This is a genomic window from Spartinivicinus ruber, from assembly GCF_011009015.1.
In the GTDB taxonomy this organism is placed as follows: Bacteria; Pseudomonadota; Gammaproteobacteria; order Pseudomonadales; family Zooshikellaceae; genus Spartinivicinus; species Spartinivicinus ruber.
The window spans coordinates 5,008,916-5,030,187 of record NZ_CP048878.1; the positions used below are offsets into that span (position 1 = coordinate 5,008,916).

A 21,272-nucleotide genomic window follows, 5' to 3' on the forward strand; every position below is an offset into this window, starting at 1 on the left:
ATTAACAATCTAGTGCGAACGAGGGCTATGCGAAAACCTTCCATTAGTTCTATTTTAAGTATTGGCTTTGGCCTACTACTCGTCATCGCCGTTGGCTTAGTGCTTTACTTGGGCATATCTAGTACTCGCAAAAATACCTTGGCTTTGCTTGAAGAGCTGGCAACTGTCTCACTATTCGCTATAAAAGAGCAGGTTTCTGAGTACCTGAACCCTATTAACGAACAACTCGACTATGCAGCCACTATTTTAGAGTCAGGACAACTGCAAGTAGATGACTCCCCTGAGTTTAATAAAATGATGAACGGCACCCTAGCTGCAGTGCCACAATCCGTTGGAATTGCTTATGTAGATGACCTTTACTTCTCTCGATTTTATAATCGAAAAAAACAACAGTTAGTGACTGACTATTGGCTCAGCTACCAGCCTATACAGGAAGCGTTGAATAGCACCACGCTTAATAGCCAGAACCAATGGCTTGCACCTATTTATTCTCATGAGTTAAAACAAAGTATCATCCCAGTGCTACGTACTGTATTACTGCCTGATAAAACCCGTGGAGTATTGATTGCAGGCATCAGCCTTACTAAGTTAAACCAACTTACTACAACAATAAGCCGTCAATTTGAAACCCCTATATTTATTCTTGATCAACAGCAACAAGCCATTGCCGTTGCTCAACCTAGCCAGCCAATTCAATTACATTTTCAACCACAGCAACCGATACCCAAACTTAATACACTCAGACAAAGCCCTCTCTCAGTTTTTTGGCAAAATACCCAACATCAACCGTATTTAATAGAGAAGGAAAAATTCAGAGAACACCGTGTCTACTGGAAAGATAATCACTATTATTTTATTTTTCAGGAGCTTAGAGGCTTTAGTGACAAGCCATGGCTGGTTGGTATCTATTTAGCCCATGAACAGGTTTTTGAACCTATCATGACTATAGTTAAGCTCTTAGTTATTGGCATAGTATTGTTAATAATCTTTGTTCTGCTGGCTTCCTGGTTTGGCAATCGCATTGGCAAAGACTTTAAACGTATTGCTAGTGGCTTTGACAATATTGCAAATATGGCTGTCAGTGATCTGGAAAAACTTCCTCACCACCCGATTGCAGAGTTTGATTCTGTGGCAACTGCTTACAATCAAATGATCGATAAGCTTAAAGCACATGAACAAGTCAGGCGATTATTTGGTCAATATGTGCCTACCGACATTGCTAAAAAAATTCTGGCTGCTAATGGTCAGGTAACACCTGAGCTACATACTGCGACTATCTTCTATTCAGATATAGTCGGTTTCACCAGCATGGCAGAGCAACTCTCCCCCTGCAAACTGGTAGCTGTATTAAATCAATACTTTGCACTCACAGCAAAAGTACTCGACAAATACAGAGGAATGATTACTCAATTTCAAGGGGATGCAATTCTAGCAATATTCAACATTCCAAACCCCCAACCTAACCATGCTAACCAAGCGGTACATGCTAGCTTAATGATTCAGTCTCAATTGAATCAGCAGTTTTTTGATGGAGTTAGTATACAATGTCGTATTGGCATTAATACCGGAGAGGTAATTGCTGGAAGTGTTGGCACTCGAGAGCAGCTAAACTATACAGTACATGGTGATTCAGTTAATCTGGCAGCACGTTTGGAAAGTTTAAACAAAGAGTATGGAACAGCCATTCTAGTGGCTGAGACTACAGTAAAACAATGTACTCAAATTACTTTCAAAGAAATTGGTGATATTCCAATTCGCGGCAAACACAATACTGTACGTGTTTTCACTCCTCTACCAGAGGTCATTGAGAGCCAAGACCCGGATACCGCTATAAGCCAATGACAGTCAATAAAGAGTTGAGTTTTCTTAACCAAACTGTAAAATGCCCTGAATTTTCGGTTGTACTTGCTTAACAAATAACCTGATGCAACTCTAACCAAGAGTTCAACTAAACTTTGGTTAGATGGTGTTAAAGTAAGCTTTATTTATGAATGGCCTGAATATAGGTCAATCAATAGCCAGCTGAGTCAATTGTAGTATTTAATATGAAAGCAATTTTTATCATCCACTCACCATGCTACGAACAGGTCAATCGTTTACAGGTGCAACAAACAAACCATTTGTTGTTATTTTTCCACAAGCCCCTAATTAAGGGGCTTTTTTTTGGCTAATATTAATGAGAGTGTTGCTATGTCGAATCCATTATTTCAACAACACATAATCTCAATTTCTGACTTAACACGAGCTCAGTTAGAACTGATTGTGACTACAGCAGAAAAACTAAAACTATCGGTAAAGCATGACGTATTAAAAAACAAAGTCATTGCCAGCTGCTTCTTTGAACCCTCAACTCGCACCCGTTTATCTTTTGAAACCGCTGTGCAACGACTTGGTGGAACCATTATCGGCTTTGATAGCGGTAGTAATACTTCCCTAGGCAAAAAAGGTGAAACTTTATCAGACTCAATCCGCATTATTGCTTCTTATGTAGATGCCGTCATTATCCGTCATCCCAAAGAAGGGGCCGCACGTCTTGCCAGTGAGTTTTCATCTATCCCGATTATTAATGGTGGCGATGGCTCCAACCAGCACCCGACTCAAACATTATTGGATTTATTCAGTATTTATGAGTGTCAACAACGTCTGGATAATCTAAATATCGCGTTTGTAGGTGACTTAAAATATGGTCGTACTGTCCATTCTCTGGCACAGGCATTATCCTTATTTAACTGTCGATTTCAGTTTTTATCGCCAACAGCATTAGCAATGCCAGACTATATTTTAACTGAGCTCAAAGAACGACAGATTGACTTTCAAGTTTGTACCAATTTTGATGAAATTATGCCCCATGCCGATATTATCTATATGACTCGGGTACAAAAGGAACGCTTCGATGAAACCGAATATCAGCACATTGCTGCCAAGTATATTTTAGGTAAAGCCCAACTAGCCAACGCGAAAGCCAATATGAAAATTTTACACCCTCTACCCAGAGTGGATGAAATTGATGTAGCTGTCGATGAAACGCCCTATGCCTATTACTTTGAACAGGCTAAAAATGGCGTCTATGCTCGTGAAGCGCTATTGAGCTTGGTATTAAACGAATCATCAATTGAAGGTTAAGTTGTAGTATGGCTAATAAATTAATGGTAGAGGCTATCCGCACTGGTACTGTGATAGACCATATTCCTTCTGGCCAGGGTATTAAAATACTTAAACAGTTACACCTGATTGAAGGAAAACAAAAAATTACTGTTGGCTTTAACTTACCGAGTAAAAACCTCGGCTTAAAAGATCTGATCAAAGTTGAAAATAGGCTTTTCTCAGAACCAGAGGCTTATCAACTGGCACTTTTTGCATCCAGTGCCACTATTAATGTCATCGAAAATTACAAGGTAATAGATAAGTTTAAAATGGTTATTCCAAATGCTATCGAAGGAATATTTGCCTGCCCGAACTCTAATTGCATTTCTTTGACTGAGCCAGTAAAGAGCTATTTCTCGGTTAAACAAACTAATAGTGCAGTATTTCTCAAGTGCAAATATTGCGAAAGGAGCTTTAATAAGGAAATTGTCGCTGGCGTATAAATAATAAATACTTACTATAATGTTTTATAAGTGCAAATATGCACTTATAAAACACTCTCACTTCAGATTAACTTGAATGTATTAGCCCAACTATCCGCTTAACGTAAGCTTTCGTTTCTCGATAAGGCGGTACTTTATAACCATAACGACGTACATTGCCGTAACCTGCATTGTAAGCAGCTAAAGCCAGCGCTACGTTGCCGTTAATCCCTGGCCGAGTCAGCATTTTCTTTAAATAACGGCTGCCCCCATGGACATTTTGCCGAGCATTAAATGGGTTATTCACGCCCACTTCTTTTGCAGTGGCAGGCATCAGCTGCATTAAGCCTTTAGCTCCAACATGAGATACTGCTCGCGGGTTATAATTTGATTCAGTCTTTACTACAGCATGCACTAATACAGGACTCAAGTTATTGCGCTTAGCTGCTTTATCAATATACTGTCTAAGTGGTAAGCGATACTTTTTTTCTGCTCGTTGACTCGCTTTTGCTAGCCGCGAGGGTAAGTTGTATTTACTCGAATAACGAGGATATTGAAGCTGTTTTCCCAACTGCTTTAAGCTTTGATACCTTCGTTTCGCTTTTCTGCTAGAACTAGAACTTCCCGTTGAGTTACTCCACCTTACTTGCTGCCATTGGCCATCAGACAATCGACATGTAGTACCGTACACTTTAGGTTGTCTATGACCATGATCAATAACCACTGTATAGTAATCCCGACAAAGCTTTCCACGATAACGATGAGTAAGAAAAATAGCTAGATTTCTCTCAATACCAGGTTGTGCTTTATCTACCCAACTGGCTATTTCTCCATCCATTAACTGAAACTCTAGTAACGCCTGAGTATCATCATAAAGTCGTTTTTCAATCTGTTTTTCTGGTAATAGTTTACAACTGGATGCAAAAGCACAACCCAACAAAATTAGACAATAGCAATATATGTTTTTCATTACCTTACCAATACACCATACTAACTACTGCTAATAACACGCTGAGCCCTTTTGTCTATGTGCTTTCTTAGCTCCTTTTGGCCTACTCCAGACCAAGTAATCACGACAAGTGGAACCACTTTTTGATCGCTTATTCAACGGCTTGATTGTAAAGCGATTGCCAGTTCGCGGATTAGTCCAATGGTATTGTTTTTTAGAGGGTGTTGAGCGTAGCCCCTGGTAAGCACGTTGTTGGTCACTATTATCCATATAAGAGCCAACAACTCCACCAATAATACCTCCTACCAAACCACCACCAATCAGGCAGTTTCGCCTGGCTACCTTACTTTTATCTTTACAGGCGGCATAACCAATGCCCGCACCAACACCAGCACCAAGTAATGATCCCATTAAGGTATTAGATGGCTGAAACTCAGCACAACTAGATAAGACAAATATAATCAATAAGACAAAACTGCGTCTTAACAAGGCTAACAAAACACCCCTCCCTTAAAGGTAACTCACCTGCTATACAGAAAGTGATTTATAAGCGTAATCTCCTTATCTCTGCAATCAAAAACCTTTTAGAAAGCTTATCTGTCGAGCTTTCATTTCATAAATGTGAAATATTTTTTTCTTAAAGTCACCAAAAGCACAAGAATTTCGTTAAGTATTCCTTGATTTAGTTTCGTACGATCATAATCAACAGGCTAGCCTTCCTGTCCTTAACATTTTACCCGTTAGTCAATCAAAACAAGCACAACTTGAATAAAATTTCAGTATTAAAGTGCTCCATATTGGTTTCCAACAAATTAATTTAGTGCACATTAAACTATGGTGTTCAGCGAATAGAGCTTAAAATTAGTATTTATTTGCTAGAGCTGTTCAATCTATACCCAACTTAATATCAAATAATTTGTATAAAATTATTGAACCTAAAGTTAATTTACATCAATGAAATATTTACCAAGTAAAGTAGACTAGTGTGAATAATCAGCTTAGTAATGACCTTTTTAAAATAAAAATAATACCAGGTCGGCTAAATAGTTGGCATATATTATGCTTCTCTATGCGGTATAAAGTGTAACTAAACCTGAGAATGGACCAATAAAAACATTCTCATAACGTGGAAGGAAGCCATTATGAATAACAATATGACTAATGAAAAAGTTATTGATCACTTATATAGTTTAGATAGTCTCGCCTTACAAGAACTGTATGACCATTGCGCAGGTACGAACTGGCAAGAACCTTACACGCCTCTTCAACTTTCCTCACAAAAACCAGAGCGTTTTAATATCAATATCGACAGACCCGATATCGCTGATAGAGTATCTGACCATCTTGAAGGACAGAGTGAACGTTATGGTTATTTAAAAGGCGACTCACTAATGGGAGCTATTTTTATAGATAGTATTCAGCAACTTGCTATTTAAATGAACAGGCATGCTTGCAGGCTCTACGTATTTACCCTTAAATCTATAGTTAAATTACGAAAAACCTGCTAATAAATTAGTTTTTTAATTCACCTTTCGTCGTATATATTTTGATAGAATCGTTCTATTAAAATAACCAAGTCCCGTGCGATTTATTGGCATGTTTAAAATGAATTGTAACCAGCACAATTGATTAAGCAGTAAAGTTTCGTTGTATCAATAGTCAATTATTGCTGGTGTTTTTTAACCTCCTAAGTAAGCCTTAATTACGTCTTTATTAGTCAATAGCTCACTACCAGAACCTTGTAATACAACCTGACCATTTTCTAATACATATCCTCTATCAGCTAGTCTCAATGCCTGATTAGCATTTTGTTCTACTAAAAAAATTGTTACGCCTTCATCTCTTAACCGCTGGATAATATTAAAAATTTGCTGAATAACAATGGGCGCTAATCCTAGTGAAGGCTCATCGAGAAACAGTAACTTCGGTTGACTCATTAGTGCTCTGGCAATAGCCAACATCTGTTGCTCACCTCCTGACATTGTACCTCCCCGTTGCTTTTCTCTTTCTTTAAGGCGGGGAAATAACTGATAAACAAAATTAAGTCTTTGAATAAATACCTGGGGTTCAGTAAAAAAACCTCCCATGTGAAGGTTTTCTTCAACAGTCAGTCGAGCAAAAATTCTCCTGCCTTCAGGCACAATTGAAATACCTGAACGCATTATTTTAGCCGTTGGCAACTGAGTAATATCTTGGTTGAGGTAATGAATAGTCCCCTCACTTATTTTAGGATCACCACAAATTGACATTAATAAAGTCGTTTTACCAGCACCATTAGCACCAATTAAAGTAACAATTTCTCCTTCTTTAACCTTAATGCTTACTTTATCTAATGCCTGAATTTTACCGTAATGGGCTGAGATACTTTCCACATTCAGCATAAGCGACCTTTAGCACCAGTATAGAATAATTGACCTAAAGTAGGTAAACTACCCTTCACCCAAATAAGCATTAATAACCTCGCGATTGGTTTTTATTTCTTCAGGAGTACCCGTTGCTAAATGCTTGCCTTGATTAATTACTATAATTTTATCAGAAATCCCCATTACCAATTTCATATCATGCTCAATCAACAACACTGTAATGGCATATTCACTTCTTAAATTTAGAATCAATTCATCTAGCTCTTGTGTCTCTTTAGGGTTCAAACCTGCTGCAGGCTCATCTAACATCAATAACTTAGGATGAGTAACCATACACCTAGCTATTTCCAAACGACGCTGTTGTCCATAGGCAAGATTTCCAGCAGGTCTATTCGCCATTTTAATCAATTGCACCTGTTCAAGCCAAAAGGCAGCATTATCTAATGCGATTGCTTCACTTTTCTTAAAGCTTGGTGTTTTAAATAATCCTGCAAACAAATTCGTATTTAAATTAAAGTGTTGTGCCACCAGCAAGTTTTCGATAGCTGTCATTTCTTTAAATAGGCGTACATGCTGAAAAGTTCGAACAATTCCCCTACGCGCTATTTTGAAACCAGGTAAGTGATGAATAGGAGTAGTTTCAAAGTGCACTTCTCCAGATGTAGGTTTATAAAAGCCCGTTAAGCAGTTAAATACCGTTGTTTTACCAGCCCCATTAGGGCCTATCATAGAAACAATCTGATGTTTATCAATTGAGAGATCTACATTATCTACTGCAACTAGCCCACCAAAACACATGGTTAAACTTTTGGCAATTAACATTTTATAACCTAGCCAGCTCAATTTGCGGACGTTTCATGGGTAACAATCCAGAAGGACGCCAAATCATCATCAGAACCATTAGTAAGCCAAAAAGTAACATTCGATATTCCTGAAACTCTCTCGCTAACTCCGGTAACACTGTCATCACAACTGCAGCTAGAATAACCCCCACTTGCGACCCCATTCCTCCTAATACAACGATCGCCAAGATAATTGCGGACTCGATAAAAGTAAATGATTCCGGACTAATAAAGCCTTGTCGAGCTGCAAAAAAAGCCCCTGCAAAACCAGCAAAAGAAGCACCCATGGTAAATGCAGATAACTTAATTACTGTTGGATTTAGGCCAAGTGAACGGCAAGCAATTTCATCTTCTCTTAACGCTTCCCATGCTCTGCCTAAGGGCATTCTCAATACTCGGTTAATAACAAACAAAGTAGCTAATACTAAAACTACCGCCAATATATATAAAAATATTACTTTATAATTACTCTCATAGGGGATTCCCACAAACTCATGAAAAGCAATATTACCTTCTTCCTTAACTCGTCTACCAAACTCAAGGCTAAATAAGGTGGGTTTAGGAATTTGACCTATACCATTAGGTCCTCCTGTCAGCTCAGTCCAATTATTAAGTAAAATTCGAATTATTTCACCAAAACCTAAGGTGACAATAGCTAAATAATCTCCCCTTAACCGCAAAACTGGAAAGCCTAAAATAAAACCAAAAAATGCAGCTAATAAACCTGCAATTGGTAAACTCATCCAAAAAGAAAACTGATAATATTCTGCTAACAATGCATAGCTATAAGCGCCAACTGCATAGAAACCTACATATCCCAAGTCCAGTAAACCAGCTAGTCCTACAACAATATTTAATCCTAAACCTAGCATCACATAAATTAAAGTGAGTGTTGCCAAGTCAATAGAACTACGAGTCGAAAAAAAAGGCCATAGTAAAATAATGCCTAAACCAGTCATTACCAATAGTTTTTTTGTTGTATCGCTTGAGCCAACAATTGCAGGTATTTTACTGGGTAAAATAGGAAGCTTAGCTCCTAAACTAACTAAACCTGTTAAAGGCAACTGTTCTCTAAAGAGCTGATAAAAGAATACGACAACCATTGCAGATACAATCATCCACCAGACAGTTTGATCAGCGCTTACTATAACTAAAGTTGTTCCTTGTGGTGTTAGTTTAACTCCTAATAGCAACACGGTTAAAACAAGTGTCGCAATTGCAGCAACCAGAGCATTAAGTAGATTTTGCTTCATACTTTTTCAACCTCTGGTTTGCCAAGTATACCTGTTGGCATAAATAGCAATATGAACACTAAGAATAGAAAGGCTACAACATCTTTATACTCTGTACTTAAATAACCAGCTGTAAATGCTTCTGCAATGCCTAACAAAATTCCTCCTAACATAGCACCTGGAATACTACCAATGCCACCTAGCACTGCTGCGGTAAATGCCTTTAATCCTGCTATAAAACCCAAATAAGGGTTTATCACACCATAATATAAACTAAGCAATACACCTGCTATAGCGGCTAATGCAGCGCCAATAACAAAGGTAAGAGAAATTATTTTATTAGTATCTATTCCCAAAAGATTGGTCATCGTTAAATCTTCAGCACATGCTCTGCAGGCTCTGCCCATTTTAGAACGGCTTATAAACAATGATAAAATGGTCATTGAAACAATAGTAACCACGAAAATTACTAATTGCATATACGATAAAGTTACATGAAAACTTTCAGCGGGACCAAAGTTCCACCCACCTTCAATTAAAGAAGGCATAGCAATATCTCTAGAACCTTGTCCCAGGCGGACATAGTTTTGGAGAAATATTGACATCCCTATTGCTGATATTAGAGGAATTAGTCGATTGCCTCCCCGCAACGGACGATAAGCAATTCGCTCAATACTCCAACCATAGGTGCTAGTAATAATCATGCTAATAATAAAAGCAGCCACTAATAAAACAACAAGGCTATCCAAACCAAGCATCATTAGCCCAGCTAATACAATAAATGTTATATAGCTACCTATCATATATACTTCGCCATGGGCAAAATTAATCATACCAATAATGCCGTACACCATTGTATAACCTATAGCAATAAGTGCATAGGTGCTACCAACAGTCAGACCATTCAACAGCTGTTGAATAAAATAGTAAATGCTTTCTGACATTATTTAAGCCTTTATGTACTTTGAAAACACTACAACAATGCGTTACTTTCAGAAAAAAACATTACTAGTAAAAGAGTTTTTTACTTGAAGCCAGATAGTCAATTATTTATTTTATAAATTCTTGCTTTAATGAGAAAAATCTAAAACCTCATTAATTAGATAATTTAATACAAACCTGACAAAGCAGGGGCTTTTCAGCCCCAACAAAAGGCATTTAATCATTTCAAAATAGATTTACTGCCATCTGCATGCCATTTATAAACAACAAAGCTGAAGTCCTTTAAATCACCTTTTTTATCAAAAGCCAAGGTTCCAGTAGGGGTTTTAAACTGATTATTGCGTAATGCTTTTGCAACAGTTTCCGGTTCAGATGACTTAGCAATATTCATAGAATCTGCGATTACTTGTACTGCAGAGTAAGCAGTAAAAACAAATGGTCCAGAAGGGTCTTGACCTTTTTCTTTAAATGCCTTAACCAGTTTGGCATTTTCCGGGTCTTCATCAAAACTTTTTGGCAAAGTTACCAACAGTCCTTCTGATGCTTTCCCTGCTATAGCACTAATATCTTTATTACCTACACCTTCAGGCCCCATAAACTGTACATTTAGGCCTTTTTCAGCAGACTGTCTTAAAATTAATCCCAATTCAGGATGATAACCACCATAATAAATAAAATCTACGTTCTCTTTTTTTAACTTGGCAATCAAAGCAGAAAAGTCTTTATCCCCTGAAGTCACCCCTTCAAATAAGACAACGGAAATATTGTTTTTTTCTAGCACATTCTTAACTGCAGTAGCAATTCCCTCACCATATTGTTGTTTATCATGAATAATTGCAACACGTTTAGGCTTGATTTTTTCTACAATGAATTTTCCCGCCGTAGGTCCTTGCAAACTATCCAGCCCAATTGTTCTAAAAACTAGATTATAACCCCTGGTAGTAATATCAGGGTTGGTCGATGCTGCTGTAACCATTAACACGCCTTCATCTTCATAAATATCCGATGCTGGTTGTGTTGAATTAGAGCATAAGTGTCCTATTACATAACGAATTCCATCATTCACTATTTTATTTGCTACCGCAACAGCTTGTTTAGGATCACAGGCATCATCGTATACTACACCTTCAAGGGTATTACTATTTGCCCCCCCCATTTTATTCACTTGCTCAATAGCCATTTTAGCTCCAATAAACTGCATATCCCCATATTGGGCAACAGGGCCAGTGACAGGGCCTGCTAGTGCTATTTTGATTGTTTCAGCAGAGGCTAGTGTGGAAGACAGAATCGGTGCCGTTATTACTAAAGCAGCAACTGTTTTGGTAATTTTTTTTATCATTTGCTGTTTTAGCATCTTCTTATTAGTCATCATTATATTTATCATTGCTTTGCCTTTCATCGATCCATCAGCATATTAATTTTTATAGATAATGGGCGTATAGAAGTTACTTCATAACTGTTCACTTAGCGACATTGCTTTCACCAACTAAGAAACAGCTTCCAGCATTATTAGATACTATCTGTATACCAAAACATTCACACGTTCTTTCTAGGCTTACAACTTCCTTGCGCCCTGGTCTTTACTTTCTTTTGAGCCCTTAATAAGTACCTTTATTCTTAAATGATGTCTTTATTAGCAGTTTCTCCCTCCCTATAGAGTTTTCTCCCGCTAAATTTAGCCCCATATAAGACAGGCAGTTATCTCTATAGTCTATGCAATTTTTGACTAAAAAAATGTGCTACAACAATCTCTTCTTATATAATTTTAGACAACAATATGACATCTAAATAATTATTTTTTATATAAAGCTGTTTTTAGTTATTTTCCCTCATAACACTTAAAGTACATCAAGTATCGTTAGCTTGCAAAGGATTAAGCCTCGACTAAAGTCGACAAAGAATCAGTACAACCACAAAAAATGGAGTAATTAATCAATTTAATACAATAAAATCTAAATAAAGTATTAATAATAATTTAAAGAAGAAGTTAATTGATAGGTTTGTTTGTGAAAACTTTCCTTGTTTACTTAAAAAGATCCTTAAGAAAAACAAACTTAGGTGGACTCTTATTGCCCACCTCTAGTGGAAAAGGAAGTTATTGCAGAAAACGCTCTTCTATTTGCTTAACGACGCCCTCTTGCGCCATTTTCTCATAAGCTTTTTGTAACTTGTCTATAATTTCATCAGGCACTTGTTTATTGACGGCAAGATAAAGGTCTTTTCGTTGAATAATAAAAACCTTTTTGACTGGTACATTATGTTTTTGAGCAAGTTGAGGGCCAGCAGGATCACTGGTTGCCCATACGTCAATTTGCCCCTTGTTCAGCTTATCTAAAAGACGTTGGTCTTGTAGTGAGGTAATCAAACTAAAGCCTTTGCTTTCTAAAAACTTAGCCTTAGCATCTCCTTTATAACCTCCCACTCGCAGCTTCTTTGCATCATCCAAGTTCTTTATTTCAATACTGCTGTCTGTTTTGGCAACAAATATCCAGTCATTTCGGGTAATTGGCCCAACCCACTTAAAATTAGGTTCCCGTTCAGGGGTCCGTACTGTCGTATAGATAGCATAGCCTGGCTTGGTTTGAGCCTGCTCTAAAATCTTACTCCAAGGAAAGCGTAACGTAAAAGTACAAGTTATCTGAGCCCGTTTACACATCTCACGTAAAATGACAGTAGCTAACCCATCCACCTTCTCTTCACGAGCAAACTTTTTCCCAGTAGTACTCATATTAAATGGGGGATTATTTTCGGTGAGCAGGTTTAATTTATAGCTGGCCCCCATTGCTATTGTAGTAACCAAGCTACAACAGATAAGAGTGAATATTCTGGTGTACATTAATTCCTCTCGAACTACTCAGTTTTCTATTTTTCTAGCTGGTAATCACTCTGAAACTGAAAAAATGAGCCTCCTACTCTCCAGCTGCCGCACATTCACAGGGTGCAACACTAACCAGCCACCAAGCCCTTTATCTGGGCGGTCTGACCTATTATACGCTCGTTTTGATACTCACTAATAGTCACCCTTATAACATAAGACTTACAGCGTACAATTATTGACCTTATCTGACATCAGGTTAGCCAAGTTCCCAGTGACTAGCCAGTAACGCCCAAGCTTTGTCTTATATTAGACTTTACTACACTGCCTTCCTATCTGACTATTTTGACATATAATCAAGACAACACATTTCAAACAATCGTTTTAATTGTGATATTATACCCCTTTACTTGACACTGAAGCTCACTATACCTAGCACTATCTTTAATATAGGTCTTCAGCTTCAGCAATAAAACAATACGACATGTAATGCATCAAATGCTGATTAAGTAGTGGCTAAATAAGGGCATAAAGCAACTAAACAAGATCAACTCACCAACAAATTGAGTGCTTATAACTAGCTAAGTTCCAAGTTCAGCAAAACCAGGAGGAAGTATGAATCAAGCTTTTAACTTTAATAGCAAACGAGTTTTTGTAATGGGCGGCACTAGTGGCATAAATCTTGGCATTGCTAAGTGTTTTGCCAGCCATGGTGCTCAAGTTGCAGTTGCCAGTCGCTCTCAAGAAAAAGTAGATAAAGCCGTAAGCGAACTACAAACGCTCGGTGCAGAAGCTATTGGCTTTAGCGTTGATGTTCGCGATGCAGACAAAGTAAAAGAAACATTCAAACTGGCCCATGCACAATGGGGTGAATTTGATGTATTAGTTTCAGGCGCAGCAGGTAACTTTCCATCCCCTGCTTTAGGTATGTCTGCCAATGGCTTTAAGTCTGTTGTCGATATTGACTTATTAGGAAGCTTTAACGTATTACAGGCTGCCCACCCTTACCTCACCAAGCCAGGAGCCTCTATCATTAATATTTCCGCACCACAGGCCTTTGTTGCATCTCCTTTACAAAGCCATGTTTGCGCAGCAAAAGCTGGGGTTGATATGCTCACTCGTGTGCTTGCCTTAGAGTGGGGAGTTGACGGCATCAGAATCAATTCAATCGTTCCAGGCCCGATTGAAAATACTGAAGGAATGAAACGACTAGCACCAACACCAGCCATTCAACAAGTCGTGCAAAAAACTGTTCCTCTCAACCGGCTCGGAACGACCGATGATATAGGCCATATGGCTATGTTTCTCGCTTCAGATTATGGTAGCTATGTGAGCGGCACGGTAATACCGGTTGATGGTGGCTGGTCACTAGGTGGAACGACAACCGCTATGAATGAACTACTGAAAATGCTTAAAGGAAAAAGCTAGACTATTCTTTGCTCTGCTTGCTAATGCTTGTTTTTAGCAAGCGGATGCCTTATGTGCCCATCATTATACTTTCATAGACTCGCATCCTAGTACTACTACGTATAAAATGTGCCCGCTTTGGGTTAGGTCAGCCAAAGCTTTTATGTTCTGAAGAAAAACTCGAGCTAGTTAGAATACTTCACCAGATACCAAAGATTCTGGGGGTTCCAGCTAGTACTCCTAGCTTATGATTCCTTTGGTTTTTGCTTTCTTTGGCAACCATAGGTAAATCAGCGAGTCAGCTATCGTTAGTAATAGGATGTAATGTGAAACAACTTGCTAAGCTTTATTTTTCGTCATCGCTGCTAATGCGTATTTTCATCGGCTTTTTAGCTGGTTCAGCCATTGGCTGCGCTATGTGGTTATTGGGCACACCCGAACAAACAACAAGTGCACTGCAATATATCAAGCCATTTGGTGATTTATTGGTCAGCATGTTAAAGATGATTGTTGTGCCAGTCATTTGTTTCTCGTTAATCGTTGGCTCTGCAAGCTTACCCATTCAACGCTTTGGCAAAGTTGGACTAAAAGTAATCGGGTGGTATTTACTCTGCTCTTTTCTAGCTGCAGCGATAGGTGCTTTAATGGCTACGGCATTTAACCCAGGCAGCGAAGCAGCTTTAGAGGCTTGGGAAAGCATTGCTGCTACCAGCCAAGTTCAAGAAGCAGCTGAACTAAAAGCTACGCAAGCTGAAGCAAAACAAGGTGGTATCCTTAGCATTTTATTGAGCATGTTCGAAAACCCATTCGGAGCATTAGCCAATGGTAATTTTTTAGCTATCATCACCTTTTCTATTTTATTTGGCTTAGCACTTAGAGTGTTGCTTGAAAGCAGCAAAGATGAGCAACAAAAGAATGCGCTCAATAAACTAATGGAGATCATTTCCGCTGGACGGGATATTATTTTTAAGCTTGTAGATTGGATTTTAGAATATACTCCTGTTGGTGTATTTGCTTTATCTATTGCAAACTTCAGCGCCTACGGCCCTAAAATTGCCGGACCCTATGTAGAAGTAACTGTGGGTGTTATTGCTGGTGTCTTGGTAATGGTTTTCATTGCCTACCCTTTACTACTTGCCCTTGTAACAAGGCGTAACCCCATCCCTGTCATGAAAATCATGCAAGAAGCTATTATTACTGCTTTCATTACTCGTAGTAGTGCTGCCACCCTGCCTGTTTCTATACGCGTTGCCGAAGATGATCTCAAGGTAAAAAATGAGCTAGCAAGCTTTTCCTTACCATTAGGTGCAACCATTAATATGGATGGTGTTTGTGTCCATCTCCCTATGTTTGCCATTTTGGCAGCCAACATGTTTAGTATGGAGCTGGGCTTTAGTGCACTAGTAGTATTGGTAATAACCACGGTGCTTGCCTCAATTGGTGCTGGTGGTGTTCCTGGCGGTAGTCTGATGTTGTTGTTTATTATTTTACAAGCAATGGGCTTGGATCCTACTCAAATTTCTATCATTGTTGCATTGGCATTAGGCATTAACCCAATTTTGGATATGTTTGAAACAGCCAATAATGTTACTGGAGATTTAGTCTGCACCTATGCCGTAGCATCAACTTCAGACTTAATTGATAAATCAGCTTAAAACTCAAACCGGCCAGGCACAGTCTGGCCTACTATTCTTTTCATAGTTTTTTAATATTTCGTACCTGATCAAGAACATGGGTATTTCTTAGTCACAAAGGACTCTATTGTGCAGTCAGTTTACTCTGGTATTTTCTGTACTATTTTTGGTTACTTTTTATTTAGCCTGATGGACGCTATTGGCAAATGGTTAACCCAAAGTTATAGCATTGCTGAGATCACTTTCTTTAGCTCTTTATTCAGCTTGTTACCTGTTAGCTTTATGCTGATAAAAATACCACCTAAAAAACTACTTTCAACTCAACGCCCGACTCTTCACCTGTTGAGAGGCATCATTATTCTAGGGCTCCGTTTAACCGCTCTGTTTGCTTTTAGCTTAATGCCACTGGCAGATGGCTTTGCCATTATTCTCACTGGCCCCATTATACTTTGTATAATATCTCCCTTTTTATTAGGAGATAAAAATACAATACATCAGCACCTTGCTATAGGGATTGGGTTTATCGGTGTACTGGTTGTCTTAAGACCAGGATTTACAACGTTTAATGTAGGAATTGTAGGTGCTTTAGGGGCAGCAATCTGCTTTGCATTAAATACAGTATTAATGAAAAAAATGAGTGCCACTGAAAATAAAGGCTCAATGCTTTTCTATGGTATGAGTTTTACTATTCTTGCTTCTGGTTTACTAATGATTCCTTCTTTTTCCATGCCAGGACTACTAGACTTATCCTTATTTGCTGCTTGCGGTTTGGCTGCTGGCTTTGCACAAATTTTCATTTTTAATGCGTTAAAAACTGTGTCAGCTTCTATGGTAGGTGCATTTCAGTATTCATGCATCGTTTGGGGAATAGTTATTGGCTATCTGGTTTGGCAAACAAAGCCTGATATTTTTATTATTCTTGGCTCTATTTTTATAGTCATTAGTGGAATCACCATTACCAAAATGGCTAAAAAATATCAAACTCAGCAACTATCAAAATAACTGAAAATCCAAAGAACATTTAAAGGGAGACTGGTGAAAATAAAAACTGTGGCAAATCAGTTCTGTTATCCTGATTTACCACATAGAAGAGTAAGCTTTTAACTATTTTGGATCAGTAAATTAACTATTCATTAGTGCTGTAAAATCTGACTTAAGAATAGCTGAGTTCGCTCTGACTGAGGGTTGTTAAAGAATTCATGGGGCTCATTTTCCTCAACCACTTGCCCTCCATCCATAAAGATTACCCGATTAGCAACGGTTTTAGCAAAACCCATCTCATGTGTTACACATAGCATTGTCATGCCATCTTCCGCCAGCTCAATCATAGTATCCAGCACTTCTTTAATCATTTCGGGATCAAGTGCTGAGGTCGGTTCATCAAATAACATTATCTCAGGGTTCATACATAAACTTCGCGCAATTGCTACCCGTTGCTGTTGGCCACCCGATAATTGACCGGGGTATTTATTAGCCTGATCAGGTATCTTAACCCGCTCCAGATAATGCATTGCAGTTGCTATTGCTTCTTTACGTGGTTTTTTACGAACCCAAACCGGTGCTAAGCAGCAGTTTTCCAGCACTGTCAAATGTGGAAATAGGTTAAAATGTTGAAACACCATCCCCACTTCACGACGAATGCTTTCAATATTCTTAACATCATTTGTCAATGGGGTGCCAGCAACTATAATTTCACCCTGCTGGTGTTCTTCCAACCGATTAATACAGCGAATCGTGGTGGACTTACCTGAACCAGAGGGGCCACAAATTACAATCCGCTCCCCTTTGTTCACTTTCATATTAATATCTTTTAAGACATGAAATTCGCCATACCATTTATTGACATTGCGCATTTCAACCATCACTTCATCACTAACTTGCATGCCAGGCTTATCTGTTTTTTCTAACATGTAAATAACCTCTAAATCTTGAAACCTAATTGGTTAGCTTTTATGTCCAGTATCTAGCTTTTTCTCTAAAGCCTGACTATATCGAGACATACCAAAACAGAAGATCCAAAAAACAAAAGCTACAAATACATATCCTTCTACCGAGTAGCCCAACCATTTTGGATCTGACAAACCTGCCTGAACAATTGCAAGTAGATCAAAAAGGCCAATAATTAATACCAAGCTGGTATCCTTAAACAAAGCAATGAAGGTATTAACAATCCCTGGAATCATCATTTTCAATGCCTGGGGAAGAATAATTAGCCCCATTGATTTCCAATAACTAAGACCAAGTGCTTTAGCTGCCTCATACTGTCCTTTAGGTATTGCTTGTAGTCCTCCACGAACTACTTCAGCCATATAGGCTGACTGGAACATGACTATACCCACTAAAGCACGTAACAGTTTATCAAAGGATACCTCTTCCGGAATAAATAATGGCAACATCACAGACGCCATAAACAACACAGTTATTAATGGCACGCCACGCCAAATTTCAATAAACATGACGCAGAAAGACTTAACTACAGGCATCTCAGAACGACGCCCCAACGCCAATAAGACACCAAAAGGTAATGCAGCCACAATACCGACAACAGCCAGTACCAGTGTCAGCATCAAGCCGCCCCATTTATGGGTTTCAACTACTTTTAAACCAAACCCGCCACCATAAAGTAAGAAGAAGGCAATAACTGGAAATACCACCAATGCAAAAGTTGCAATCCAGCCTTTATAAGGAGTCTTCTCAATAACTAAGGCAGCAATTAATACGGAAAAAATAGCGAAAACTATATTAACTCGCCAATGTAGATCTTCTGGATAAAATCCATAAATAAACTGGTCTAGCCTAGCAGTAATAAAAACCCAACAAGCCCCACCACTGGTGCAAGCTTCTCTCGAATCACCCAGCCAATCAGCTTTAATAAAGGCCCACTCAATAGCAGGTACCAGGCTGATATAAAGCAAATAACAACCTATGATTGTAAAAATTGTATTTAAAGGTGATGAAAATAAATTTTCCTTAGCCCAGCCAATAACACCTGTTGTATTTTTTGGTGGAGGCAAGTCTGGTAGTTTATTGTCGTTATGAATCATCTTATCTCTCCACCAACGCCATGCGTTTGTTATACCAGTTCATAAACAGAGACACGAGTAAACTCAATGTCAAGTATACTGCCATCGTCATTGATATAACTTCGATAGCCTGACCAGTCTGGTTTAACGTTGTACCAGCAAATACCGAAACTAAGTCGGGATAGCCTATTGCTGTTGCCAGTGATGAGTTTTTGATAAGATTTAAGTATTGGCTTGTCAATGGGGGAATAATAACCCGCATCGCTTGTGGAATTATGACCAGTTGTAGTGTTTTACCAGGATTAATTCCTAGTGCATGAGCTGCCTCAGTTTGCCCTTTATTAATCGACTCAATCCCTGATCGAACAATCTCTGCAATAAATGCCGCAGTATAGATAGTAAGAGCAATTAATAGTGCACTTAGTTCAGGAATAATGGTTAAACCGCCTCTAAAGTTAAACCCTTTGAGTTCTGGTATTTCCCACTGTAAAGAGGCTCCACTGATAAGAAATACTATAAATGGCAAGCCAATTAATATAGCAAGCGACGCCCAAAAAACTGGAAACTGTTCACCAGTTGTATTTTGTCTTTTCTTAGCCCATCGTTTTATAAAAACAATTGCTATAACTGCAATCACCAGTGCGGCAAGAACCCAGCCGAACCCTTCACTCAAGATAGGTGAAGGCAGATATATCCCACGCACATTGAGAAAAGCTATACCAGAAAATTCAAGACTTTGCCTAGGTCCTGGCAAAAGCCTTAACACAGCAAAATACCAGAAAAATATCTGCAACAAGAGAGGGATATTACGAAATATTTCGATGTAGACTGCGGCTATCCGAGAAATTAACCAGTTATGAGATAGACGAGCAATACCTATCAGAAAACCCAAAATTGTCGCGAAAAATACTCCTAGTGCAGACACTAAAATGGTGTTCAACAAGCCTACGACAAAGGTTCTACCATAACTATGGGTTTCATCATAGGGAATAAGGCTTTGGATAATACCAAACCCAGCTTCTGCATCTAAAAACTCAAAACCTGTAGTTATTCCACGGCTTTCCAGGTTATGCTGAGTATTTTGATAAATAATATATCCAACAGCAAAAACTGCTATAAATAAAATGGCTTGAAAGAGTAATGATCGCTTGGCTGGATCATTCCAGAAACTCACGTTTCCAGTTGCCAGATTATGCTTGTTGTCCGGCATTTTTATAATTCTCCAAGTTACTGCAAAGCTAATTAGACAAAACGGCTACATCAAATGATTGTAGCCGCTTTTTGAGAAATGCTTAGCGCATTGGGGGGGCATACATGAAGCCGCCTTTGCTCCATAGAGCATTCACACCACGGTCGATGTTTAAAGGCGAGTTTTTACCAACATTGCGATCAAAAGACTCTCCATAATTACCTACTTGCTTAACTATCTGATAAGCCCAGTCTTGGTTTAAGCCCAACTGTTTTGCAATAGGACCATCACTTTCAACAAAGCGTTTAACTTCAGGGTTTTTAGCCTTTTTCTTGGCATCAATATTAGAGGAAGTCAACCCAAGCTCTTCTGCATTAACCATGGCAAATAATGACCATTTAACAATGTTAAACCATTTATCATCAGCCTGTTTAACCACTGGACCTAATGGCTCTTTAGAAATTATTTCTGGCAATACCATCGCATTCTGCGGTTTAGATAACTTGATTTTTAGCGCATAGAGCTGTGATTGGTCACTGGTTAACACATCACAACGACCCGCTTCAAAACCTTTAACAGTTTGGTCAGAAGTATCAAATACAACTGGTGTATACTTCATTTTATGCTGACGGAAATAGTCTGCTAAGTTAAGTTCGGTAGTAGTACCTGACTGAATACAAACTGCAGCACCATCTAGTTCTTTCGCACTCTTGACGCCTAAGCTTTTGCTGACCATAAACCCTTGGCCATCATAATAATTAACGCCAGCAAAGTTTAATCCTAGGGATACATCACGAGTCAGTGTCCAAGTGGTGTTACGAGAAAGAATATCAATTTCACCTGATTGTAGAGCAGTAAAGCGTTCTTTCGCAGTAAGCGGAATGTATTTAACTTTTTTCTCATCACCGAGGGTTGCTGCTGCTACTGCACGACAGACATCCACATCTAAACCTTGCCACTTACCTTTATCATCTGGGTTCGAAAAACCAGGCAAACCGGTACTAACACCGCATTTGACAAAACCGTTCTTTTTTACTGTTGATAAAGTATCAGCAGAAATAGAAGCAGAGGCAAAAGACACACTGATTGCGGTTGCAGCCGCTACTAGACCTATCATCTTCATAATTGTTTTGTATCCTTGGTATTATTTATTTATGGGAAAGCCCTTCCCTGGTACGGGGCATTACCCCTGGGCGTTCTTGCCGGCCTCCTATAATGGTACTTTTACCAGTACTTTCAGTTTCTTCCCCGACTCCGACTTATACCATTCTATAAAAATGGCTTGTTATAACTATTATATTAGTTACTTT

Annotated in this window: 19 protein-coding genes; 7 read left to right on the forward strand and 12 right to left on the reverse strand. The window is 38.7% G+C overall.

From position 1 onward, the window contains the following. Nucleotides 1-27 precede the first annotated feature (27 nt). The 3 genes from G4Y78_RS22745 (at nucleotide 28) to pyrI (ending at nucleotide 3,587) form a co-directional block, all read left to right on the forward strand. Nucleotides 28-1,842 (forward strand): adenylate/guanylate cyclase domain-containing protein, encoded by a 1,815-nt coding sequence (locus tag G4Y78_RS22745; RefSeq protein ID WP_163835181.1) that lies wholly within the window; start codon nucleotides 28-30, stop codon nucleotides 1,840-1,842. A gap of 321 nt (nucleotides 1,843-2,163) precedes the next feature. After that, on the forward strand, nucleotides 2,164-3,123 hold the full coding sequence (gene pyrB, locus G4Y78_RS22750; RefSeq protein WP_230425638.1) for an aspartate carbamoyltransferase: 960 nt from the start codon (nucleotides 2,164-2,166) through the stop codon (nucleotides 3,121-3,123). Nucleotides 3,124-3,131: 8 nt separating this feature from the next. After that, nucleotides 3,132-3,587: an aspartate carbamoyltransferase regulatory subunit gene (gene pyrI / locus G4Y78_RS22755; protein ID WP_163835182.1), complete on the forward strand. Its 456-nt coding sequence runs from the start codon at nucleotides 3,132-3,134 to the stop codon at nucleotides 3,585-3,587. Nucleotides 3,588-3,654: 67 nt separating this feature from the next. On the opposite strand, the gene G4Y78_RS22760 is transcribed toward pyrI, so the two are convergent. Together G4Y78_RS22760 and G4Y78_RS22765 are read right to left on the reverse strand one after the other, a co-directional pair. After that, the gene (locus tag G4Y78_RS22760) at nucleotides 3,655-4,536 is read right to left on the reverse strand and encodes a transglycosylase SLT domain-containing protein (RefSeq protein ID WP_163835183.1); all 882 of its coding nucleotides are present in this window, start codon (nucleotides 4,534-4,536) and stop codon (nucleotides 3,655-3,657) included. 30 nt (nucleotides 4,537-4,566) lie between these two features. Further along, nucleotides 4,567-5,013, reverse strand: a complete 447-nt coding sequence (locus G4Y78_RS22765) for an RT0821/Lpp0805 family surface protein (RefSeq protein WP_163835184.1) — start codon at nucleotides 5,011-5,013, stop codon at nucleotides 4,567-4,569. A gap of 644 nt (nucleotides 5,014-5,657) precedes the next feature. Here G4Y78_RS22765 and G4Y78_RS22770 point away from each other — a divergent pair. Next, nucleotides 5,658-5,951: a hypothetical protein gene (locus G4Y78_RS22770; protein ID WP_163835185.1), complete on the forward strand. Its 294-nt coding sequence runs from the start codon at nucleotides 5,658-5,660 to the stop codon at nucleotides 5,949-5,951. 243 nt (nucleotides 5,952-6,194) lie between these two features. Here the strand turns inward: G4Y78_RS22770 and G4Y78_RS22775 are convergent, their stop codons facing one another. The 6 genes from G4Y78_RS22775 to G4Y78_RS22800 all read right to left on the reverse strand — a co-directional run bounded on the left by G4Y78_RS22775 (nucleotide 6,195) and on the right by G4Y78_RS22800 (nucleotide 12,730). Continuing rightward, nucleotides 6,195-6,896 (reverse strand): ABC transporter ATP-binding protein, encoded by a 702-nt coding sequence (locus G4Y78_RS22775; protein WP_163835186.1) that lies wholly within the window; start codon nucleotides 6,894-6,896, stop codon nucleotides 6,195-6,197. A 48-nt stretch (nucleotides 6,897-6,944) separates the two neighbouring features. Next, nucleotides 6,945-7,700, reverse strand: a complete 756-nt coding sequence (livG, locus tag G4Y78_RS22780; protein WP_163835187.1) for a high-affinity branched-chain amino acid ABC transporter ATP-binding protein LivG — start codon at nucleotides 7,698-7,700, stop codon at nucleotides 6,945-6,947. A gap of 1 nt (nucleotide 7,701) precedes the next feature. Further along, nucleotides 7,702-8,973, reverse strand: coding sequence for a high-affinity branched-chain amino acid ABC transporter permease LivM (locus G4Y78_RS22785; protein ID WP_163835188.1), 1,272 nt, complete (start codon nucleotides 8,971-8,973; stop codon nucleotides 7,702-7,704). Then, nucleotides 8,970-9,896: a high-affinity branched-chain amino acid ABC transporter permease LivH gene (gene livH, locus G4Y78_RS22790; protein WP_163835189.1), complete on the reverse strand. Its 927-nt coding sequence runs from the start codon at nucleotides 9,894-9,896 to the stop codon at nucleotides 8,970-8,972. The genes G4Y78_RS22785 and livH overlap by 4 nt, the downstream gene beginning before the upstream one ends. Before the next feature lie 218 nt (nucleotides 9,897-10,114). Further along, nucleotides 10,115-11,233, reverse strand: a complete 1,119-nt coding sequence (locus G4Y78_RS22795) for a branched-chain amino acid ABC transporter substrate-binding protein (protein WP_178124482.1) — start codon at nucleotides 11,231-11,233, stop codon at nucleotides 10,115-10,117. Nucleotides 11,234-11,989: 756 nt separating this feature from the next. Next, the gene (locus G4Y78_RS22800) at nucleotides 11,990-12,730 is read right to left on the reverse strand and encodes a substrate-binding periplasmic protein (RefSeq protein WP_163835190.1); all 741 of its coding nucleotides are present in this window, start codon (nucleotides 12,728-12,730) and stop codon (nucleotides 11,990-11,992) included. A 594-nt stretch (nucleotides 12,731-13,324) separates the two neighbouring features. On the opposite strand from G4Y78_RS22800, the gene G4Y78_RS22805 reads away from it, so the two are divergent. The 3 genes from G4Y78_RS22805 to G4Y78_RS22815 all read left to right on the forward strand — a co-directional run bounded on the left by G4Y78_RS22805 (nucleotide 13,325) and on the right by G4Y78_RS22815 (nucleotide 16,752). Next, on the forward strand, nucleotides 13,325-14,137 hold the full coding sequence (locus G4Y78_RS22805) for an SDR family oxidoreductase (RefSeq protein WP_163835191.1): 813 nt from the start codon (nucleotides 13,325-13,327) through the stop codon (nucleotides 14,135-14,137). Between the two features lie 305 nt (nucleotides 14,138-14,442). Beyond that, nucleotides 14,443-15,771, forward strand: a complete 1,329-nt coding sequence (locus G4Y78_RS22810; RefSeq protein ID WP_222937562.1) for a dicarboxylate/amino acid:cation symporter — start codon at nucleotides 14,443-14,445, stop codon at nucleotides 15,769-15,771. A gap of 108 nt (nucleotides 15,772-15,879) precedes the next feature. Next, a complete protein-coding gene (locus G4Y78_RS22815; RefSeq protein ID WP_163835192.1) occupies nucleotides 15,880-16,752 on the forward strand; it encodes a DMT family transporter in 873 nt (290 codons plus the stop codon). Nucleotides 16,753-16,883: 131 nt separating this feature from the next. On the opposite strand, the gene G4Y78_RS22820 is transcribed toward G4Y78_RS22815, so the two are convergent. The 4 genes from G4Y78_RS22820 to G4Y78_RS22835 all read right to left on the reverse strand — a co-directional run bounded on the left by G4Y78_RS22820 (nucleotide 16,884) and on the right by G4Y78_RS22835 (nucleotide 21,085). Next, nucleotides 16,884-17,612 carry an amino acid ABC transporter ATP-binding protein gene (locus tag G4Y78_RS22820; RefSeq protein WP_178124483.1) on the reverse strand — a complete coding sequence of 243 codons (729 nt, stop codon included), beginning with the start codon at nucleotides 17,610-17,612 and terminating at the stop codon, nucleotides 16,884-16,886. Nucleotides 17,613-17,693: 81 nt separating this feature from the next. Then, the gene (locus G4Y78_RS22825; RefSeq protein ID WP_163835193.1) at nucleotides 17,694-18,794 is read right to left on the reverse strand and encodes an amino acid ABC transporter permease; all 1,101 of its coding nucleotides are present in this window, start codon (nucleotides 18,792-18,794) and stop codon (nucleotides 17,694-17,696) included. A gap of 1 nt (nucleotide 18,795) precedes the next feature. After that, nucleotides 18,796-19,983 (reverse strand): amino acid ABC transporter permease, encoded by a 1,188-nt coding sequence (locus G4Y78_RS22830; RefSeq protein ID WP_163835194.1) that lies wholly within the window; start codon nucleotides 19,981-19,983, stop codon nucleotides 18,796-18,798. Nucleotides 19,984-20,065: 82 nt separating this feature from the next. Beyond that, nucleotides 20,066-21,085: an amino acid ABC transporter substrate-binding protein gene (locus G4Y78_RS22835; RefSeq protein WP_163835195.1), complete on the reverse strand. Its 1,020-nt coding sequence runs from the start codon at nucleotides 21,083-21,085 to the stop codon at nucleotides 20,066-20,068. Nucleotides 21,086-21,272: the final 187 nt, after the last annotated feature.